This is a genomic window from Flavobacterium sp. HTF (assembly GCF_003105115.1).
Classification (GTDB): domain Bacteria; phylum Bacteroidota; class Bacteroidia; order Flavobacteriales; family Flavobacteriaceae; genus Flavobacterium.
This window is the reverse complement of sequence record NZ_QETH01000037.1, coordinates 1-16,256: the sequence shown is the minus strand read 5'-3', so window position 1 is coordinate 16,256 and position 16,256 is coordinate 1. Positions and strand designations below refer to the sequence as shown.

The window sequence follows — 16,256 nt, the reverse complement described above, 5'->3', positions numbered from 1 at the left end:
ATGAAAAAACCAACCATTTTACTTATTGAAGATGATGAGCTCGATATAATAAGTGTAGAAAGATCTTTAAAGAAAATAGAAAGTGAATACGAATTGCACACCGCTTACAACGGAATTGAGGCATTAAGGCTTTTGAGGGACCCAAATGTGGGTTTAAGGCCGGATGTTGTTCTGTTGGATATCAACATGCCCAGAATGAACGGAATAGAATTTCTGAAAGTGATCCGGGAAGATGATCAGTTAAAAGATCTAAAAGTCTTTATAATGACAACCTCCTCAGAAATAAACGACCGCTCAGAAGCTGAAAAACTCGGGATTTCCGGTTACATTATAAAACCGCTTAATTATACTGAAAATACAAAAAGATCAGATTCTATGGATGCCTTTGTACAATTTCATTTGAGAAAAATATTACTTGATGCAAGTAATTAAAATATACCGGTAATGCTTAATCAGAGTAAGCAGTTATCATAAAAGTGTCAGATTTTTTTAATCATTCGATAAAGAGTTGAGAAATGAAAAAAGTAAAAATAAATAAAACCGAAGAGAATCAGGATGCAGTGATTGTGCTTCCGGTTGTGTCCGGAGAAAAGCTTCCGAAAACAAAAAGAAAGAAAGAAGAAGATGAGGACGAAGAGTCAATTCTGACAGATGCAGAATTCTTAAAAATTCTGTTGAAAGTAAAAAACGGAAATTTTACACAACGTTTTCCAACCGATCAGAATGGCACGAAAAGATCTATTTGTGACACCCTGAACGAAATCATCGATCTTAACGAACGTATGGTTTTTGAATTCCAGAAAGTGGGAAAAAGCATTGGTAAACAAGGAAAACTGACAAACCGCGTTCAACTCGACGGTGCAAGAGGTTCCTGGAGTTCCTGTGTTGATTCGGTTAATACACTGATATCAGACCTGGTGCATCCTACAATCGAAATCGCACACGTAATCACCTCGGTAGCAAAAGGAAATCTGACACAGGAAATGCCCCTTTCTATTGAAGGAAACCCGTTGCAGGGAGAATTCTTAAGGATTGCAAAAGAGGTAAACGGAATGGTGAAACAGCTGAACCTTTTCTCAATGGAGGTAACCCGTGTATCACGAGAGGTAGGAACAGAAGGAAAACTGGGAGGTCAGGCAAAAGTAAGAGGAGTTGGCGGTGTATGGAAAGATTTGACCGACTCTGTAAATAAAATGGCAAGTAACCTGACAGGTCAGGTGCGTAATATTGCAGATGTAACCACTGCGGTGGCAAAAGGTGACCTTTCTAAAAAAATTACCGTTGACGTAAAAGGAGAAATTTTAGAATTAAAAAATACCATCAATACCATGGTGGATCAGCTGAATTCCTTTTCATCTGAGGTAACCCGTGTGGCACGTGAAGTAGGAACCGAAGGAAAACTGGGAGGACAGGCGCAGGTAAAAGGAGTCGGAGGAACCTGGAAAGATTTAACGGACTCTGTAAACCAGATGGCGAGTAACCTGACGGGTCAGGTACGTAATATTGCAGACGTAACCACCGCGGTGGCAAAAGGAGATCTTTCGAAGAAAATTACCGTTGACGTAAAAGGAGAAATCCTGGAACTAAAAGATACCATTAACACGATGGTGGATCAGCTGAACTCCTTTTCTTCTGAGGTAACGCGTGTGGCCGTAGAGGTAGGTTCAGAAGGAAAACTGGGAGGTCAGGCAAAAGTAAGAGGGGTTGGTGGTGTTTGGAAAGACTTAACGGACTCTGTAAACCAGATGGCATCTAACTTAACAGGTCAGGTACGTAATATTGCCGAGGTAACCACCGCGGTAGCAAAAGGAGATTTATCTAAAAAAATTACAGTAAACGTTGCGGGAGAAATCCTGGAACTAAAAAATACGATTAACACCATGGTGGATCAGCTGAACTCCTTTGGTGCCGAGGTAACCCGTGTGGCACGTGAGGTAGGTTCAGAAGGAAAACTGGGAGGACAGGCAAAAGTAAAAGGAGTTGGGGGAACCTGGAAAGATTTAACCGATTCGGTAAATCAGATGGCATCTAACTTAACCGGTCAGGTGCGTAATATTGCCGAGGTAACCACCGCGGTAGCAAATGGTGACCTTTCTAAAAAAATTACAGCCGTTGCCGAAGGAGAGATCCTAGAGCTTAAGAAAACCATTAATACGATGGTGGATCAGCTGAACTCCTTTTCTTCTGAGGTAACCCGTGTGGCACTTGAGGTAGGAACAGAAGGAAAACTGGGAGGACAGGCAAAAGTAAAAGGAGTTGGAGGAACCTGGAAAGATTTAACGGACTCTGTAAACCAGATGGCATCTAACTTGACCGGACAGGTACGTAACATTGCAGAGGTAACCACAGCCGTAGCAAAAGGAGATTTATCACGCCAGATTACCGTAGATACAAAAGGAGAGATCCTCGAGCTTAAAAACACCATTAATACGATGGTGGGGCAGCTAAACTCATTTGCTTCTGAGGTAACCCGTGTGGCACGTGAGGTAGGAACCGAAGGAAAACTGGGAGGACAGGCACAGGTAGAAGGTGTTGGTGGAACCTGGAAAGATTTGACCGATTCGGTAAACCAGATGGCATCGAATCTTACAGGTCAGGTACGTAATATCGCCGAGGTAACCACAGCGGTAGCAAAAGGAGATTTATCGCTCCAGATTACCGTTGACGTAAAAGGAGAAATCTTAGAATTAAAAAATACGATTAATACCATGGTGGATCAGCTTCGAGGCTTTGCTTCGGAGGTAACAAGGGTATCGAGGGAGGTAGGAACAGAAGGAAAACTGGGAGGACAGGCCAACGTACCGGGAGTTGCCGGAACCTGGAAAGATTTAACAGATTCCGTTAACCAGATGGCGGGTAACCTGACCGCTCAGGTACGTAATATTGCCGATGTGGCAATTGCCGTTGCCAACGGGGATATGTCCCGTAAAATTACTGTGGACGTGCGTGGTGAGATCCTTCAGTTAAAGGAAACCTTAAATACGATGGTGGACCAGTTAAGGGAGTTTGCTTCTGAGGTAACCCGTGTGGCCCGTGAGGTAGGAACCGAAGGAAAACTGGGAGGACAGGCTAATGTACCGGGTGTTGCCGGAACGTGGAAGGATTTGACCGATTCGGTGAATCAGATGGCGGGTAACCTGACAACACAGGTACGTAATATTGCCGAGGTAACGATTGCCGTGGCAAACGGGGATATGTCCAAGAAAATTACGGCAGACGTACGTGGAGAGATTCTTCAGCTGAAAGAAACCGTAAATACGATGGTGGATCAGCTTCGTGCATTTGCCTCTGAGGTAACCCGTGTGGCGCGTGAGGTAGGAACTGACGGAAAACTGGGAGGGCAGGCTTTCGTACCGGGAGTTGCAGGAACCTGGAAAGATTTAACGGATTCGGTGAACCAGATGGCGTCTAACCTGACGGATCAGGTACGTAATATTGCCGATGTAACCAAAGCGGTTGCCAATGGTGACCTTTCAAAACAAATTACCGTAGACGTAAAAGGAGAAATCCTGGATTTGAAAAACACTTTCAATACCATGGTGGAACAGCTGAATTCATTTGCCTCTGAGGTAACCCGTGTGGCGCGTGAGGTAGGTACCGAAGGAAAACTGGGAGGACAGTCTGAAGTAAAAGGTGTTGCCGGAACCTGGAAAGATTTAACAGATTCTGTGAACGTAATGGCTTCTAACTTAACGGGTCAGGTTCGTGGAATTGCAAAAGTAGTAACATCTGTAGCAAAAGGAAACCTGAAACAAAAACTATCCATTGATGCCAAAGGAGAGGTAGCACAACTGACAGATACCATCAACGAAATGATTGATACACTGGCCACCTTCTCTGATCAGGTAACCACTGTTGCACGTGAGGTAGGAGCAGAAGGAAAACTGGGAGGACAGGCAAATGTACCGGGAGCATCGGGAACATGGAAAAACTTAACGGAAAACGTAAATCAGCTGGCTGCAAACTTAACCACGCAGGTACGTGCGATTTCGGAGGTGGCTTCTGCGGTAACACAAGGGGATTTAACACGAACAATTGGTGTTGAAGCAAAAGGAGAAGTTGAAGCACTTAAAGATACTATTAACCAGATGATTTCGAACCTGAAAGCAACCACTTTACGTAATCAGGAACAAGACTGGCTGAAATCGAATTTGGCGAAGTTTACCCAAATGCTTCAGGGGCAGAAAGAACTTAATTCGGTGACCAAAAAAATCCTTTCTGAGCTTGCTACAGTAGTTACGGCACAGCACGGATTGTTTTATATTTTACAGGAAGATGAAGATTTTATGGATTCTAAACTGAATCTGATTGCTTCTTATGCCTACATCAAAAGAAAAAATTCCCCAATGCAATATGCAATGGGAGAAGGACTTATCGGTCAGGTGGCGATCGAAAAAGAGCGAATTATTTTGAGTAATGTTCCAAAAGATTATATCAGAATCAATTCAGGATTGGGAGATGCCAAACCACAGGACGTGATTATCCTTCCTGTTTTGTTTGAAGGAAGACTTAAAGCCGTTATTGAATTAGCGTCACTTGATACATTCAGTCAGACACACTTAGACTTCCTTGAGGGACTGACAGAAAGTATCGGTATTGTATTGAATACGATTGAATCGAATTCAAGAACAGAAGAACTTCTGGTACAATCCCAATCGTTGGCAGGAGAGCTGAAAAGCCAGCAGGAAGTATTGAAAAATACCAACGAAGAACTGGAAGAAAAAGCATTCTTACTCGCCAACCAAAAAGAAGAAGTAGAGTTGAAAAACCAGGAGGTTGAGGTAGCGAGAAAAGCTTTGGAAGAAAAAGCCGATCAGCTGACTTTAACATCCAAATACAAATCGGAGTTTTTGGCAAATATGTCGCACGAGCTTCGTACACCACTGAACAGTTTGCAGATTTTGGCAAACGAACTGATTGCAAACAGAGACGGAAACTTATCCGAAAAACAAATCCAGTTTGCAAAAACAATCAACTCTTGCGGGGATGACCTTATTCAGTTAATTAATGACATTCTCGATTTGTCTAAAATTGAGTCAGGTTATATTTCTGTAGATTACAACCCAATTAGTTTTGATGAAATCAGCCGATTTGTAGAATCTACTTTTAATCCAATTTCTGAAGCGAAACACCTCCGCTTTAAAATTACCATGGATGACCAGCTTCCGGAGCAGATAGAAACCGATTCACAAAGGTTAAATCAGATTCTGAAAAACCTTTTATCAAATTCATTTAAATTCACGGAAAAAGGAGAAGTTCAGCTTAAAATATACAAAGCAAATAATAACTGGAAGACCGCAAATGCAAGTCTTGACAATGCAGAAGCCGTAGTAGCTTTTGAAATTTCAGATTCCGGTATTGGTATTTCCAAAGAAAAACAAAACATCATTTTTGAAGCTTTCCAACAGGCAGAAGGCTCTACCAGCCGTAAATACGGAGGTACGGGATTAGGATTATCCATCAGCCGCGGACTTTCCGACTTATTGGGAGGAAGCATCGAACTTGAAAGTGAGACCAATGTAGGAAGTAAATTTACACTCTTCCTTCCTCTGAAATACGTTCGTCTTTCTGAAATAGAAAATATTGATGTAAATGAAGAAACAGATGTAAAAGGACGTATAAAATCACTGCCTTCAGAAAAATTCAACCGATCCGATATTGATTTATTCTTTGTAGATGAGTTAGGCGATGACAGGACTGATATTAAGCCGGACGACAAAGTATTACTGATTGCCGAAGACAACCTGACTTTTGCAAAAATTATGCTGGAACAGGCTCATATCAACGGAATTAAAGCCATTGTAACCACAAAAGGAAATGATGTAATTGACTTTATAAATCAGTTTAATCCCGATGCTATAACAATGGATCTGAATATGCCGGATACCAGCGGATGGAAAATCCTGGACAGGCTAAAAACCGATTTCAACCTTCGCCATATTCCGGTTTATATTATTTCCGGAGAAGACGAAAGAAATAAAGGACTGAAGCGCGGTGCAAGAAACTTTTTCCTTAAACCCGTAAAAAATGATTCACTGACTTATTTGTTCAATGACATTCATGACTTTAAAAACAAAAAAACAAAAAACCTGCTTGTAGTAGACGACAATCAGACAGAACTTGACAGAATATTAAATGCCGTAAATGGAGATGATATTTCGGTTTACAGCGCCAAAACGGCTACAGAAGCTGTTGCTTTGATAGGTGAACATTCGTTTGATTGTATTATATTAGATTTAAAATTGCCGGATGCAGATGGTCTTGACATTATAACCGATCTGGAAAATAACCTGGCAGGACAGGAAACAGCGATTATTATACATTCAGCCGGAGATGTCACCAAAAAGCAAAAAATAAAACTAAACAGATTTGCTCACAGCATTATTACCAAAAGTGCCAATTCTCTGGATGAACTGATTGATCAGACCGCTTTGTTTATGCACCGTATACACAAAGAATTACCTGATACAATGAAAGAGACCATAGAATCGTTTTATTTAAAAGAAGATGTTCTTCCGGGCAAAAAAGTATTACTGGTCGATGATGATGTCCGTAATCTTTTTGCCCTGACAACTGCCCTCGAACGTTACGGACTGGACGTTATCAGTGCAGAAAGCGGTCAGGAAGCTATAGACATCTTAAATGAAGACAAATCGATTGATATTGTCCTTATGGATATTATGATGCCGGAAATGGACGGTTACGAAACCATGAAACGTATTCGAAAAGATGAAAAACATAAAGATTTAACTATTATTGCAGTAACAGCAAAAGCTATGAAAGGTGACAGGCAGCGTTGTATAGAATCAGGAGCCTCAGATTATATGACAAAACCCGTTAACGTAGAGCAATTGTCTTCGCTCATGCGTGTATGGCTTAAATAATAATTTTAATTCAATTTAAAATGTAATGGAAGACAATGCAATTAAAATCCTGCTGGTCGATGACAAAAAAGAAAACCTACTTTCTTTGCAAGTCGTCCTGGCTGATCGTGGTTATCAGTTTGTTGAAGCAACATCCGGAAAGGATGCCTTGCGGATTCTTCTGAAAAATCAGGATTTTGCCATTATACTGATGGATGTTCAGATGCCATTAATGGATGGTTTTGAAACCGCTGAACTTATCCGTCAGAGTGATAAACTTAAACATGTTCCGATTATTTTCCTTACGGCGAATATGAACACCACAGAATATATCTTTAAAGGATATCAGTCCGGAGCGGTGGACTATATGATTAAACCTTTATCTCCTGAAATATTGCAGGCCAAAGTCATGGTTTTTACGGAATTGTTCAGGAAAAATCAGGAATTAAAGAAAAAAGAAGAAGAGACAAACGCACTGTACGAGATTATTTTAAAAGCGAATAATGAGCTTGCCGTACAAAATGCTGCAATAGCAAAACATGCGGAAGAACTTAGGAAAAAGAACATGGAGCTTGATGCTTTTACCTATATTTCCAGTCATGACCTTCAGGAGCCTCTCAGAAAAATACAAACCTTTACCAATTTGATACTTTCGAATGAATATCCGAATTTATCCGAAAATGGCAGGTTAAAGTTTGACAGAATCCTGTATGCGACTAACAGGATGCGCGAATTGATCAATAGTCTCCTTACTTTTTCAAGGGCAACCCTTGTGGACAGAAAGTTTGAAAGTATTGACCTTAATGCCATTATTGATGATGTGAAAGAAGCTTTACATGAAAACTTATTGGAAAAAAAGGCCGTTATTAGAACCGATTTTCATGATAAAGCCAAAGTGATTCCCTTTCAGTTTATACAGCTTATGGAAAATTTAATTCATAATGCCATTAAGTTTTCGCAACCGGAATTGCCTTTGGAAGTCACAATAAAAAGCCGTCTGGTGAATGGTGATGATATTCAGATTGAAAAATTATCTAAAGAGGTAAATTACTGCCATATTAGTTTTGGGGATAACGGAATAGGTTTTGAACCACAGCATAACGAAAAGATATTCGGTGTTTTTCAGAAACTTCACGGACGTGATTTATACGAAGGTACCGGCATCGGGCTTGCGATTGTCAAAAAAATAGTTGACAATCACAATGGCCATGTTGATGCTATCGGAGAACCCATGAAAGGGGTTACCTTTAATATTTATATCCCTTATTGAAAGTAAGAATTAATTTTTAAAGCGCTTCTTCAGAAACCCAGGTAATGGCTTCGTCGTATTCAGATTTTTTAAAACCTTTGAATTCTCCCGGAACGATGTAGCTAAATCCGTTCGTAAAAGAAATAATGGTATCAGAATCAGTTACGATGGCCGCCCTGTTCCATTTTGCAATATTTTTTAGTCCTAAAAGGGCATCCTGAATCCAGGCCCCGGTTGTAAAGTTTTCCAGTTCGGTATCCAGGACCAAAAGAAAATTTATGTGGTTAATGTGATTTAGTAAACGTTCTATTTCCGGGAAAACAACATTTTGATAATTTTCTTTTGTAATTTCTCCCGTAGCGCGGAATGCAACAATATTATTTGGCGTATTAGGTATTAATTGTATCATTATATCTGCTTTTAAAGTTTATATAAAAGTAGGTTATAAGCTTTTTCTGATTTTATATTTAAAGCCCCGGAATCTTATAAAATTATAACCTGGCCTTTCGTTTAACTCTCCTGAAATTACGGATTGAAGTTTTGTAATAACAACTTTTAATCGTGTAATTCTTTTTATTATATCTGAACTAAATTTAATCTTCACAAAAATGGCTATTTGTACCAAATTGCAAAATGCTGAAATTAAATCAGATATATGACCCCACCGCTATTAGCATTCAACGACAAAGGAATCTATTGCCAGCAGGCAGATGTTTACCTCGATCCGTGGCGTCCGGTTACCAACGCCATTATTACACACGGGCATGCCGATCATTCGCGCTGGGGACATCAAAATTATATCACGCATCACACCAATGTTCCCATCATAAAACATCGTCTTGGAGATATCAGTGTTACAGGCAAAGACTGGAACGAAACCTTTACCATCAACGGAGTTAAATTTTCCCTTCATCCTGCCGGGCATATTATAGGTTCAGCACAGATTAGGGTAGAGTATAAAGGAGAAGTATGGGTTTTTACAGGAGACTATAAAACAGAAGATGACGGAATTTCGGTACCCTACGAAGTCGTCAAATGCCATGCCTTTATAACCGAATGTACTTTTGGATTGCCGGCTTTTAAATGGCTTCCGCAGTCAGAAGTTATCACCGATATCAATAACTGGTGGGCAGAAAACCGTGCCGAAGGAAAAACATCGATACTCTTTGGGTATTCACTGGGAAAAGCACAACGATTATTAAAATATTTAGATACCGATATCGGAAAGATCTACACGCACGGAGCCATCGAAAATATGACTCAGGTTTTACGGCCTTTGGTTGATTTTCCTCCAACAATTCGCGTAACCCCCGAAACGAAAAAAGAAGATTTACTCGGAAATATTGTCCTCGCACCACCCAGCGCACACGGAAGTACCTGGATTAGAAGAATGACACCTTTTGTCACAGGTTCAGCAAGCGGATGGATGGCTTTTCGCGGAGCCAGAAGACGACGTGCCGTAGATCGCGGCTTTGTTTTAAGCGATCATTGCGACTGGACCGGATTACTGGAAAGCATAAAAGCAACCGGAGCTGAAAAAGTAATCTGTACACACGGCTATTCTGATATTTTTTCAAAATACTTACAGGAACTGGGTTACGACGCCAGAACAGCCCATACACAATACGAAGGTGAATCCGGCGAAATGGATAGTAAAAAAGAAGAAGAATAATTTCAAACTGCGTAATTGTAACGCAGATGAGACGGATTCTATCTGTTCAGAATAAATAAAAATCAGTTTTTATCCGCGTTTTCGCGATAGCGAATCCGTTTCATCAGTGTACCAATATAAACTCAACAGAAAAACAGTAAAGATGAAAAACTTTGCCGAACTCATAAAAACACTGGATAGTTCTAATAAAACGTCGGTAAAGGTCGATGCGTTGACGAATTATTTTCGGAATGCAAGCGATGAAGATAAGGTATGGACTATAGCCATTCTGTCGCACCGGCGGCCGCCAAGACCAGTCAATACTACATTACTGCGTTTATGGGCCAATGAACTGGCTGGTATTCCACTATGGCTTTTTGAAGAAAGTTATCATATCGTAGGCGATCTGGCAGAAACCATTGCCCTGGTGATTCCGACAACAAAAGAACATTCTGACAGGAGCCTGACTGAATTTTTGCAGGAAATCATTGCTTTAAAAAAGAAAACCGATACCGAAAAAAAAGAATACCTGCAGACCAACTGGCTGGCACTGAATTATTACGAACGATTTGTTTTTACTAAATTAATTACCGGAAGTTTCAGGATTGGGGTGAGTCAAAAGTTAATGACCAGAGCCCTTTCTAAAGCAGAAAATATCGATGAAGATGCCCTGGCATATAAATTAATGGGCGACTGGAATCCCAATACCATTACGTTTCAGGAATTAATTCTGGATGAAAAAAGCAGCGATTATTTATCAAAACCTTATCCGTTTTATCTGGCTTATCCCATTGAAGGAGAGCCGTCAGACTTAGGAAATCCGGAAGACTGGAGCGCCGAACATAAATGGGACGGCATTCGGTCCCAGACGATTATTCGTGAAAATGAAATTTATGTGTGGAGCCGGGGTGAAGAATTAGTTACAGATAAATATCCTGAATTTGGTTCTTTTATTGGTGTTATTCCCGATGGAACGGTTATAGATGGCGAAATTCTCCCTTTTATAGAAAATGAAATTGGAACTTTTAACGATCTGCAAACGAGAATAGGACGAAAAACCGTTTCGGCTGCCATTCTAAAAAAATCACCTGTAATTATAAAAGCATATGATTTATTAGAATGGAAAGGTGAGGATATCAGAAATCTGCCTTTTGAAGAACGACGTATATTATTGGAGAAATTATATCAGGATATCAAACATCATGATATTCCGCTGCAGCTTTCAGAAAGGGTACAATTTTCTACCTGGGAAGAACTGACGGAAGAAAGATTACGCTCACGTGAAATGAGAAGCGAAGGTTTAATGATTAAACGAAAAGGCTCTCCATATCAGGTGGGAAGAAAAAAAGGCGACTGGTGGAAATGGAAAATTGAACCTTTGGCGATAGATGCCGTGTTGACCTATGCGATGCGAGGACATGGACGACGCTCTAATTTATTTACCGATTATACTTTTGCCTTATGGCAGCAAAATGAAGATAACCAGCGCGAACTCGTCACTTTCGCAAAAGCGTATTCCGGTTTAACCGATGCCGAATTCAGAATGGTGGACGACTGGATTAAAAAAAATACATTAGAAAGATTTGGCCCCGTAAGAAGTGTGACGCCTCAATTAGTTTTTGAAATTGGTTTTGAAGGAATCGCACTTTCCAAAAGGCACAAAAGCGGAATTGCCACCCGTTTTCCGAGAATCCTAAGATGGCGGCATGACAAAAAAATTGACGAAGCCAATTCGATAGAAGATTTGAAAAGTATGATTGTTTAAACCCTTTTTTATATTTTAAAGAAGGATAATAACAAAATTGCATAAAAAATATAAAATGAACAGAGAAGCACTTTTTGCGATAGCAAATGACTGGTTTCATCAGCAGGGATGGAAACCATTTCCTTTCCAGACCCAAACCTGGACAGCTTTTCTGCAGGGTAAAAACGGCTTATTAAATGCTCCAACCGGAAGCGGAAAAACCTATGCGCTTTGGTTACCGATTATTTTGAATTACATCCGGAAAAATCCAAATTATAAAACCAAACATACTCCCGGACTAAAAGCGATCTGGATCACACCATTACGGTCACTTTCAGTAGAAATAAAACAGGCTGCGGAACGTGTTGTAAATGATCTGGATATTAAAATGACGGTCGGAATTCGTTCCGGAGATACCACAGCCGGAGAAAGGGCAAAGCAAAAAGAAAAAATGCCGGATTTACTGGTAACAACTCCTGAAAGTTTACAGTTATTGCTGGCAGCCAAAGGATATGATAAAATATTTGGAAACTGCACCGCGATTGTAATTGATGAATGGCACGAATTATTGGGAACCAAACGGGGTGTACAAACCGAACTGGCTTTGTCAAGATTAAAAAAAATCGCTCCGAATCTGCGTATTTGGGGTATTTCGGCGACCATAGGAAATTTACAGCAGGCACAGGAAGTTTTACTCGGAATTGATTCTGAAGCCTATCGGAATTCGGTTTTGATCAAGGCAGTTATCAATAAAAAAATAAAAGTGGTTTCTATAATTCCCGACAAGATGGAAACTTATCCGTGGCGCGGACATATGGGATTGCATTTGATTGATGAAGTTGCCAAAATTGTAAAAGCCAGTAAAACAACACTGATTTTTACCAATGTGCGTTCGGCCTGCGAAATTTGGTTTCAAAGACTGCTGGAAAAGTATCCTGAATTTGCGGGAGAAATGGCCATGCACCACGGAAGTATAAGCCGGGAAACAAGACTTTGGGTAGAACAGGCAATTCGGGATGAAGAATTAAAAGTTGTCGTTTGTACCTCAAGCCTTGATTTGGGAGTAGATTTTGCTCCGGTAGAAACTATTATTCAGGTTGGAGGCCCAAAAGGAGTGGCGCGTTTTATGCAAAGGGCAGGGCGTAGCGGTCACCAGCCCGGAAAAGAAAGTGTCATTTATTTTCTGGCAACACATGCTATTGAACTAATTGAAGCTTCTGCATTAAAAAAAGCAGCGGAACACAATATTATCGAAGACAGAATTCCGTACCTGAACAGTTGGGATGTTTTGGTGCAGTACCTCAATACACTCGCCGTTTCAGATGGATTTTTTCCTGATGAAATTTTTGAAGAAGTCAAAGGAACTTTCTGTTATCAGGCGATGACCGAAGAAAACTGGAACTGGATCCTTAATTTTATTACCAACGGAAGCCAGAGCCTTCAGGCTTATGATGAATTTAAAAAAGTAGAAATTGAAGAAAACGGCCGTTTTAAAATTAACAGCCGCCTGATTGCCATGCACCACAGAATGCAGATCGGAACTATAATTGGAGATTCGGTGCTGAATGTAAAATACATGACCGGAGGTTATTTGGGAACTATTGAAGAATGGTTTATAACCAAATTAAAGCCCGGTGATACTTTTATTTTTGCCGGAAAACGACTTGAATTGTTTAAGATCAGGAATATGCAGGTTTTGGTACGAAAAGCAGATCCCAAAAAGATTTCTAAAATAGTAAGCTGGATGGGCGGCCGAATGGCACTTTCGGCCCAGATGAGTGAGTTGATGCGTCAGGAATTATACAGGGCCAATACGGATGATTTGTCTCCCGAACTAAAAGCCTTACAGCCGTTATTTGCAAGACAAAGAAAAGAATCTATTGTGCCGAATGCAGATGAATTCCTGATTGAAACTTTTAAAACCAGAGAAGGTTATCACGCTATTTTTTACCCGTTTGAAGGTCGTTTTGTACATGAAGCTTTAGCAAGTTTACTGGCATACAGAATCAGTTTGCTTTTACCTATCAGTTTTTCGCTGGCATACAATGATTACGGATTTGAATTGCTTTCTGATCAGGAAATTGACATGCAGAATGTTCTGGATAACAATCTGTTTTCAACGGAATATGTGCATCATGATTTGCAGAAAAGCTTAAATGCCACCGAAATGGCCAGACGAAAATTCAGGGATATTGCCATAATTGCCGGATTGGTTTTTACCGGTTTTCCCGGAAAAATGGTCAAGGCAAAACATCTTCAGAGCGGTTCGCAGCTTTTGTTTGAAGTATTCAGGGATTATGAACCCGATAATTTATTATTCCAACAGGCGTATCGCGAGACCTTTGAGCATCAGCTGGAAGAAGGACGTTTGATTATGGCTTTGGAGCGCATCCAAAATCAGGAAATTGTCTGGAAAGCCTGCAAAAAACCGACCCCGTTTAGTTTTCCGGTCATTACGGACCGTTTAAGGGAAAAGCTTTCGAGCGAAACATTGGCAGAACGAATAAAAAAAATGACAGCTTCTTATATGAAGTAATAGAATATGATTGCAACCATACAAAACGAAATATTTATTTTGCATCCAAGCGGTGCTCTATTCTGGAAAGAAAAGAATCTTCTTTTGATTTCTGATGTGCATCTGGGAAAAGTTTCCCATTTCAGGAAACACGGAGTTGCCATTCCGAATAATGCCATTGTAGAGAATTTTAAAAGACTAAGCGCTATTGTGGAAGTCTTTGCTCCTGAAAAATTGATTTTTCTGGGCGATTTATTTCACAGTTCAAAAAATCAGGAATGGAATTTATTTGAAGAGTGGGTTTCCTGCTGCGTTAGTGAAATTACGCTGGTAGCCGGAAATCATGATATTATTAATAAAAAACATTATGAGAAAATCAAAATCAATGTTGTACCATTACTGGAAATCGATGCTTTTTTGCTGACACATCATCCAACAACAAAAGAAGGTTTTTTCAATTTTTCAGGTCACATTCATCCCGGTGTTATTTTGAGGGGTCTGGGCGGTCAATCCCTGAAACTGCGCTGTTTTTATCAGAATAATGATCAGATGATTTTGCCTGCTTTTGGTGAATTTACGGGCAAGCATATTGTAAAACCTTCTCAGGAAGATATTATTTATGCTATTGCTAATGAAGAAGTTGTTCTGGTCAATAAAAAATAACTTACTAATAAAAAACGAGGTATTTCCAGATTTAGAAATACCTCGTTTTTTATTAGTTTAATTTCTTAGGGAAATTAAAGATGGCTTTTGATATATGCAATAATCTCCTCAATAATTTCGTCGATTGCATATTGCTCAGGATTAAAATAAGTACCATCAAAATATCTGGCGTTTGTGCCGTCACCTCCTGGCGAACCATGATGCGCGTCAATCGATTTTCGCCAGTATTCTGCATGGTTTTTCCATTCTAATTTGTTGACCAATGCAGGCTCGGTAAACCAAAGATTCCACGACAGTATATTTCCCGGTTGGAGCATATTTCCTGATCCCAGATTAAAAGCTCTCATGATGATTTTATTAAAATCGTCAACGACAGGATCTTTAGTCATTTTAATATCGCCAATTTCAACGGCAATATATCCGGTTGAAAAAGCTTCACTTTCGTGTAATGCAAATGGCGGGTTAATAAATTCAGGAGATATTCCTTTGTTTACCGGAAAAATCGGCTGATCTGGATTTCCCGGAAGATGGGTAATCACCCTGATCGCATTTTCTTTATCCAAAGGAAATGTTGGAAGACTGTATCTCAGTAACGGCCATATTTCTTTTATTTTGTCGCCCTGATGTTCGCTTGGTGTAAACCAAATTTTGCCTTCGACAGTCATATCAACTGCAATTTCTTTTGTAGTTTCATTAACCCAGCCTCTTTGCCCGGTAACGGTTACTTCTACATTTAGGCAAATCTCATCTTTAAGCCAGATTCCCTGCTGAGGACAAATAACAGAGTAAACCCTTCCTTCGTCGGTATAACCAACTCTTGATATGTAAGGCGCAAATTTCTGATAACATCTTTGCGGATTGACATTTCCTTTTTGTGTTTCCCAGCTAAATTCCGGCCATTTTACCCCAAGCTGACGCTGAAGAAAATTAATATTATCCATATTGCCCAACATTGGTAATGAGGTCAGGTCTCTTGTGGGATATTGCATAGGTGAATTTGCAGGTGGGAATCCGCCAATCCATCCATTAGGGATGCAGGAGTCTTGATTGTTTTGCATGACTTTTTGGTTGTTTAGGTTGAAGAGTAAACTTAAGTCAATGTATAATCTTACAAAAGAGTAAAATCACGCTTTTTTACCAATTTATCATAAGAAATAACTTATAATTAAATGTTTCTGTTTGAGGTGTTTTAAAATTTTAACATATGGATAAAAAAAAAGCAATTATGAAAAATAAGAAATAACTTAGTTAATTTTTGACATGCGAAAAAAAATAGCAATATTTTTCGTATATTTGAGAGAAGGTAATTATTTAGCTCACAAATGGTTAAAGAAAAAACACTGTAAAGAAGCATTATTTGTACCCATTTAATTTGCCTTAATTCCTTTTGAAAAGTTGCACAATATCCACATAATTTATTTTCCGATAATAGGAACATTCTCTGTTATCATCATTTAAAAAAAGAGATTATATGAGCACTAGAAAAATAAAATTATTTAAACTCCTTTTATAGATAACACAATCTCTTTTTTGAACCTACACACAATTCCCCCCTCGATAGGTTTTTAAAT

General features: G+C 39.6%; 9 protein-coding genes. 7 read left to right on the top strand and 2 right to left on the bottom strand.

All coding sequences use genetic code 11. The features are described from left to right. The 3 genes from DCO46_RS12605 to DCO46_RS12595 all read left to right on the top strand — a co-directional run bounded on the left by DCO46_RS12605 (position 1) and on the right by DCO46_RS12595 (position 8,133). The gene (locus tag DCO46_RS12605) at positions 1-432 is read left to right on the top strand and encodes a response regulator (RefSeq protein WP_116752882.1); all 432 of its coding nucleotides are present in this window, start codon (positions 1-3) and stop codon (positions 430-432) included. Between the two features lie 83 nt (positions 433-515). Then, complete coding sequence (locus DCO46_RS12600; RefSeq protein WP_116752881.1) at positions 516-6,884, top strand: HAMP domain-containing protein; 6,369 nt, start codon at positions 516-518, stop codon at positions 6,882-6,884. A gap of 25 nt (positions 6,885-6,909) precedes the next feature. Further along, entirely contained in the window at positions 6,910-8,133 is a 1,224-nt protein-coding gene (locus DCO46_RS12595) for a response regulator (protein ID WP_116752880.1), read from the top strand. 16 nt (positions 8,134-8,149) lie between these two features. Here DCO46_RS12595 and DCO46_RS12590 read toward each other — a convergent pair whose 3' ends face one another. Further along, positions 8,150-8,521: an STAS/SEC14 domain-containing protein gene (locus DCO46_RS12590; RefSeq protein WP_116752879.1), complete on the bottom strand. Its 372-nt coding sequence runs from the start codon at positions 8,519-8,521 to the stop codon at positions 8,150-8,152. Between the two features lie 246 nt (positions 8,522-8,767). Between DCO46_RS12590 and DCO46_RS12585 the strand changes: the two genes are divergently transcribed. From DCO46_RS12585 to pdeM, 4 genes are all read left to right on the top strand, one after another. Continuing rightward, positions 8,768-9,784: a ligase-associated DNA damage response exonuclease gene (locus DCO46_RS12585; RefSeq protein WP_116752878.1), complete on the top strand. Its 1,017-nt coding sequence runs from the start codon at positions 8,768-8,770 to the stop codon at positions 9,782-9,784. Between the two features lie 142 nt (positions 9,785-9,926). Next, positions 9,927-11,528, top strand: coding sequence for an ATP-dependent DNA ligase (locus DCO46_RS12580; RefSeq protein ID WP_116752896.1), 1,602 nt, complete (start codon positions 9,927-9,929; stop codon positions 11,526-11,528). A gap of 55 nt (positions 11,529-11,583) precedes the next feature. Then, positions 11,584-14,043 carry a ligase-associated DNA damage response DEXH box helicase gene (locus DCO46_RS12575; RefSeq protein WP_116752877.1) on the top strand — a complete coding sequence of 820 codons (2,460 nt, stop codon included), beginning with the start codon at positions 11,584-11,586 and terminating at the stop codon, positions 14,041-14,043. Positions 14,044-14,049: 6 nt separating this feature from the next. Continuing rightward, positions 14,050-14,685, top strand: a complete 636-nt coding sequence (pdeM, locus tag DCO46_RS12570; protein WP_116752876.1) for a ligase-associated DNA damage response endonuclease PdeM — start codon at positions 14,050-14,052, stop codon at positions 14,683-14,685. A 74-nt stretch (positions 14,686-14,759) separates the two neighbouring features. Here pdeM and DCO46_RS12565 read toward each other — a convergent pair whose 3' ends face one another. After that, on the bottom strand, positions 14,760-15,743 hold the full coding sequence (locus DCO46_RS12565; RefSeq protein WP_116752875.1) for a hypothetical protein: 984 nt from the start codon (positions 15,741-15,743) through the stop codon (positions 14,760-14,762). Positions 15,744-16,256 lie beyond the last annotated feature (513 nt).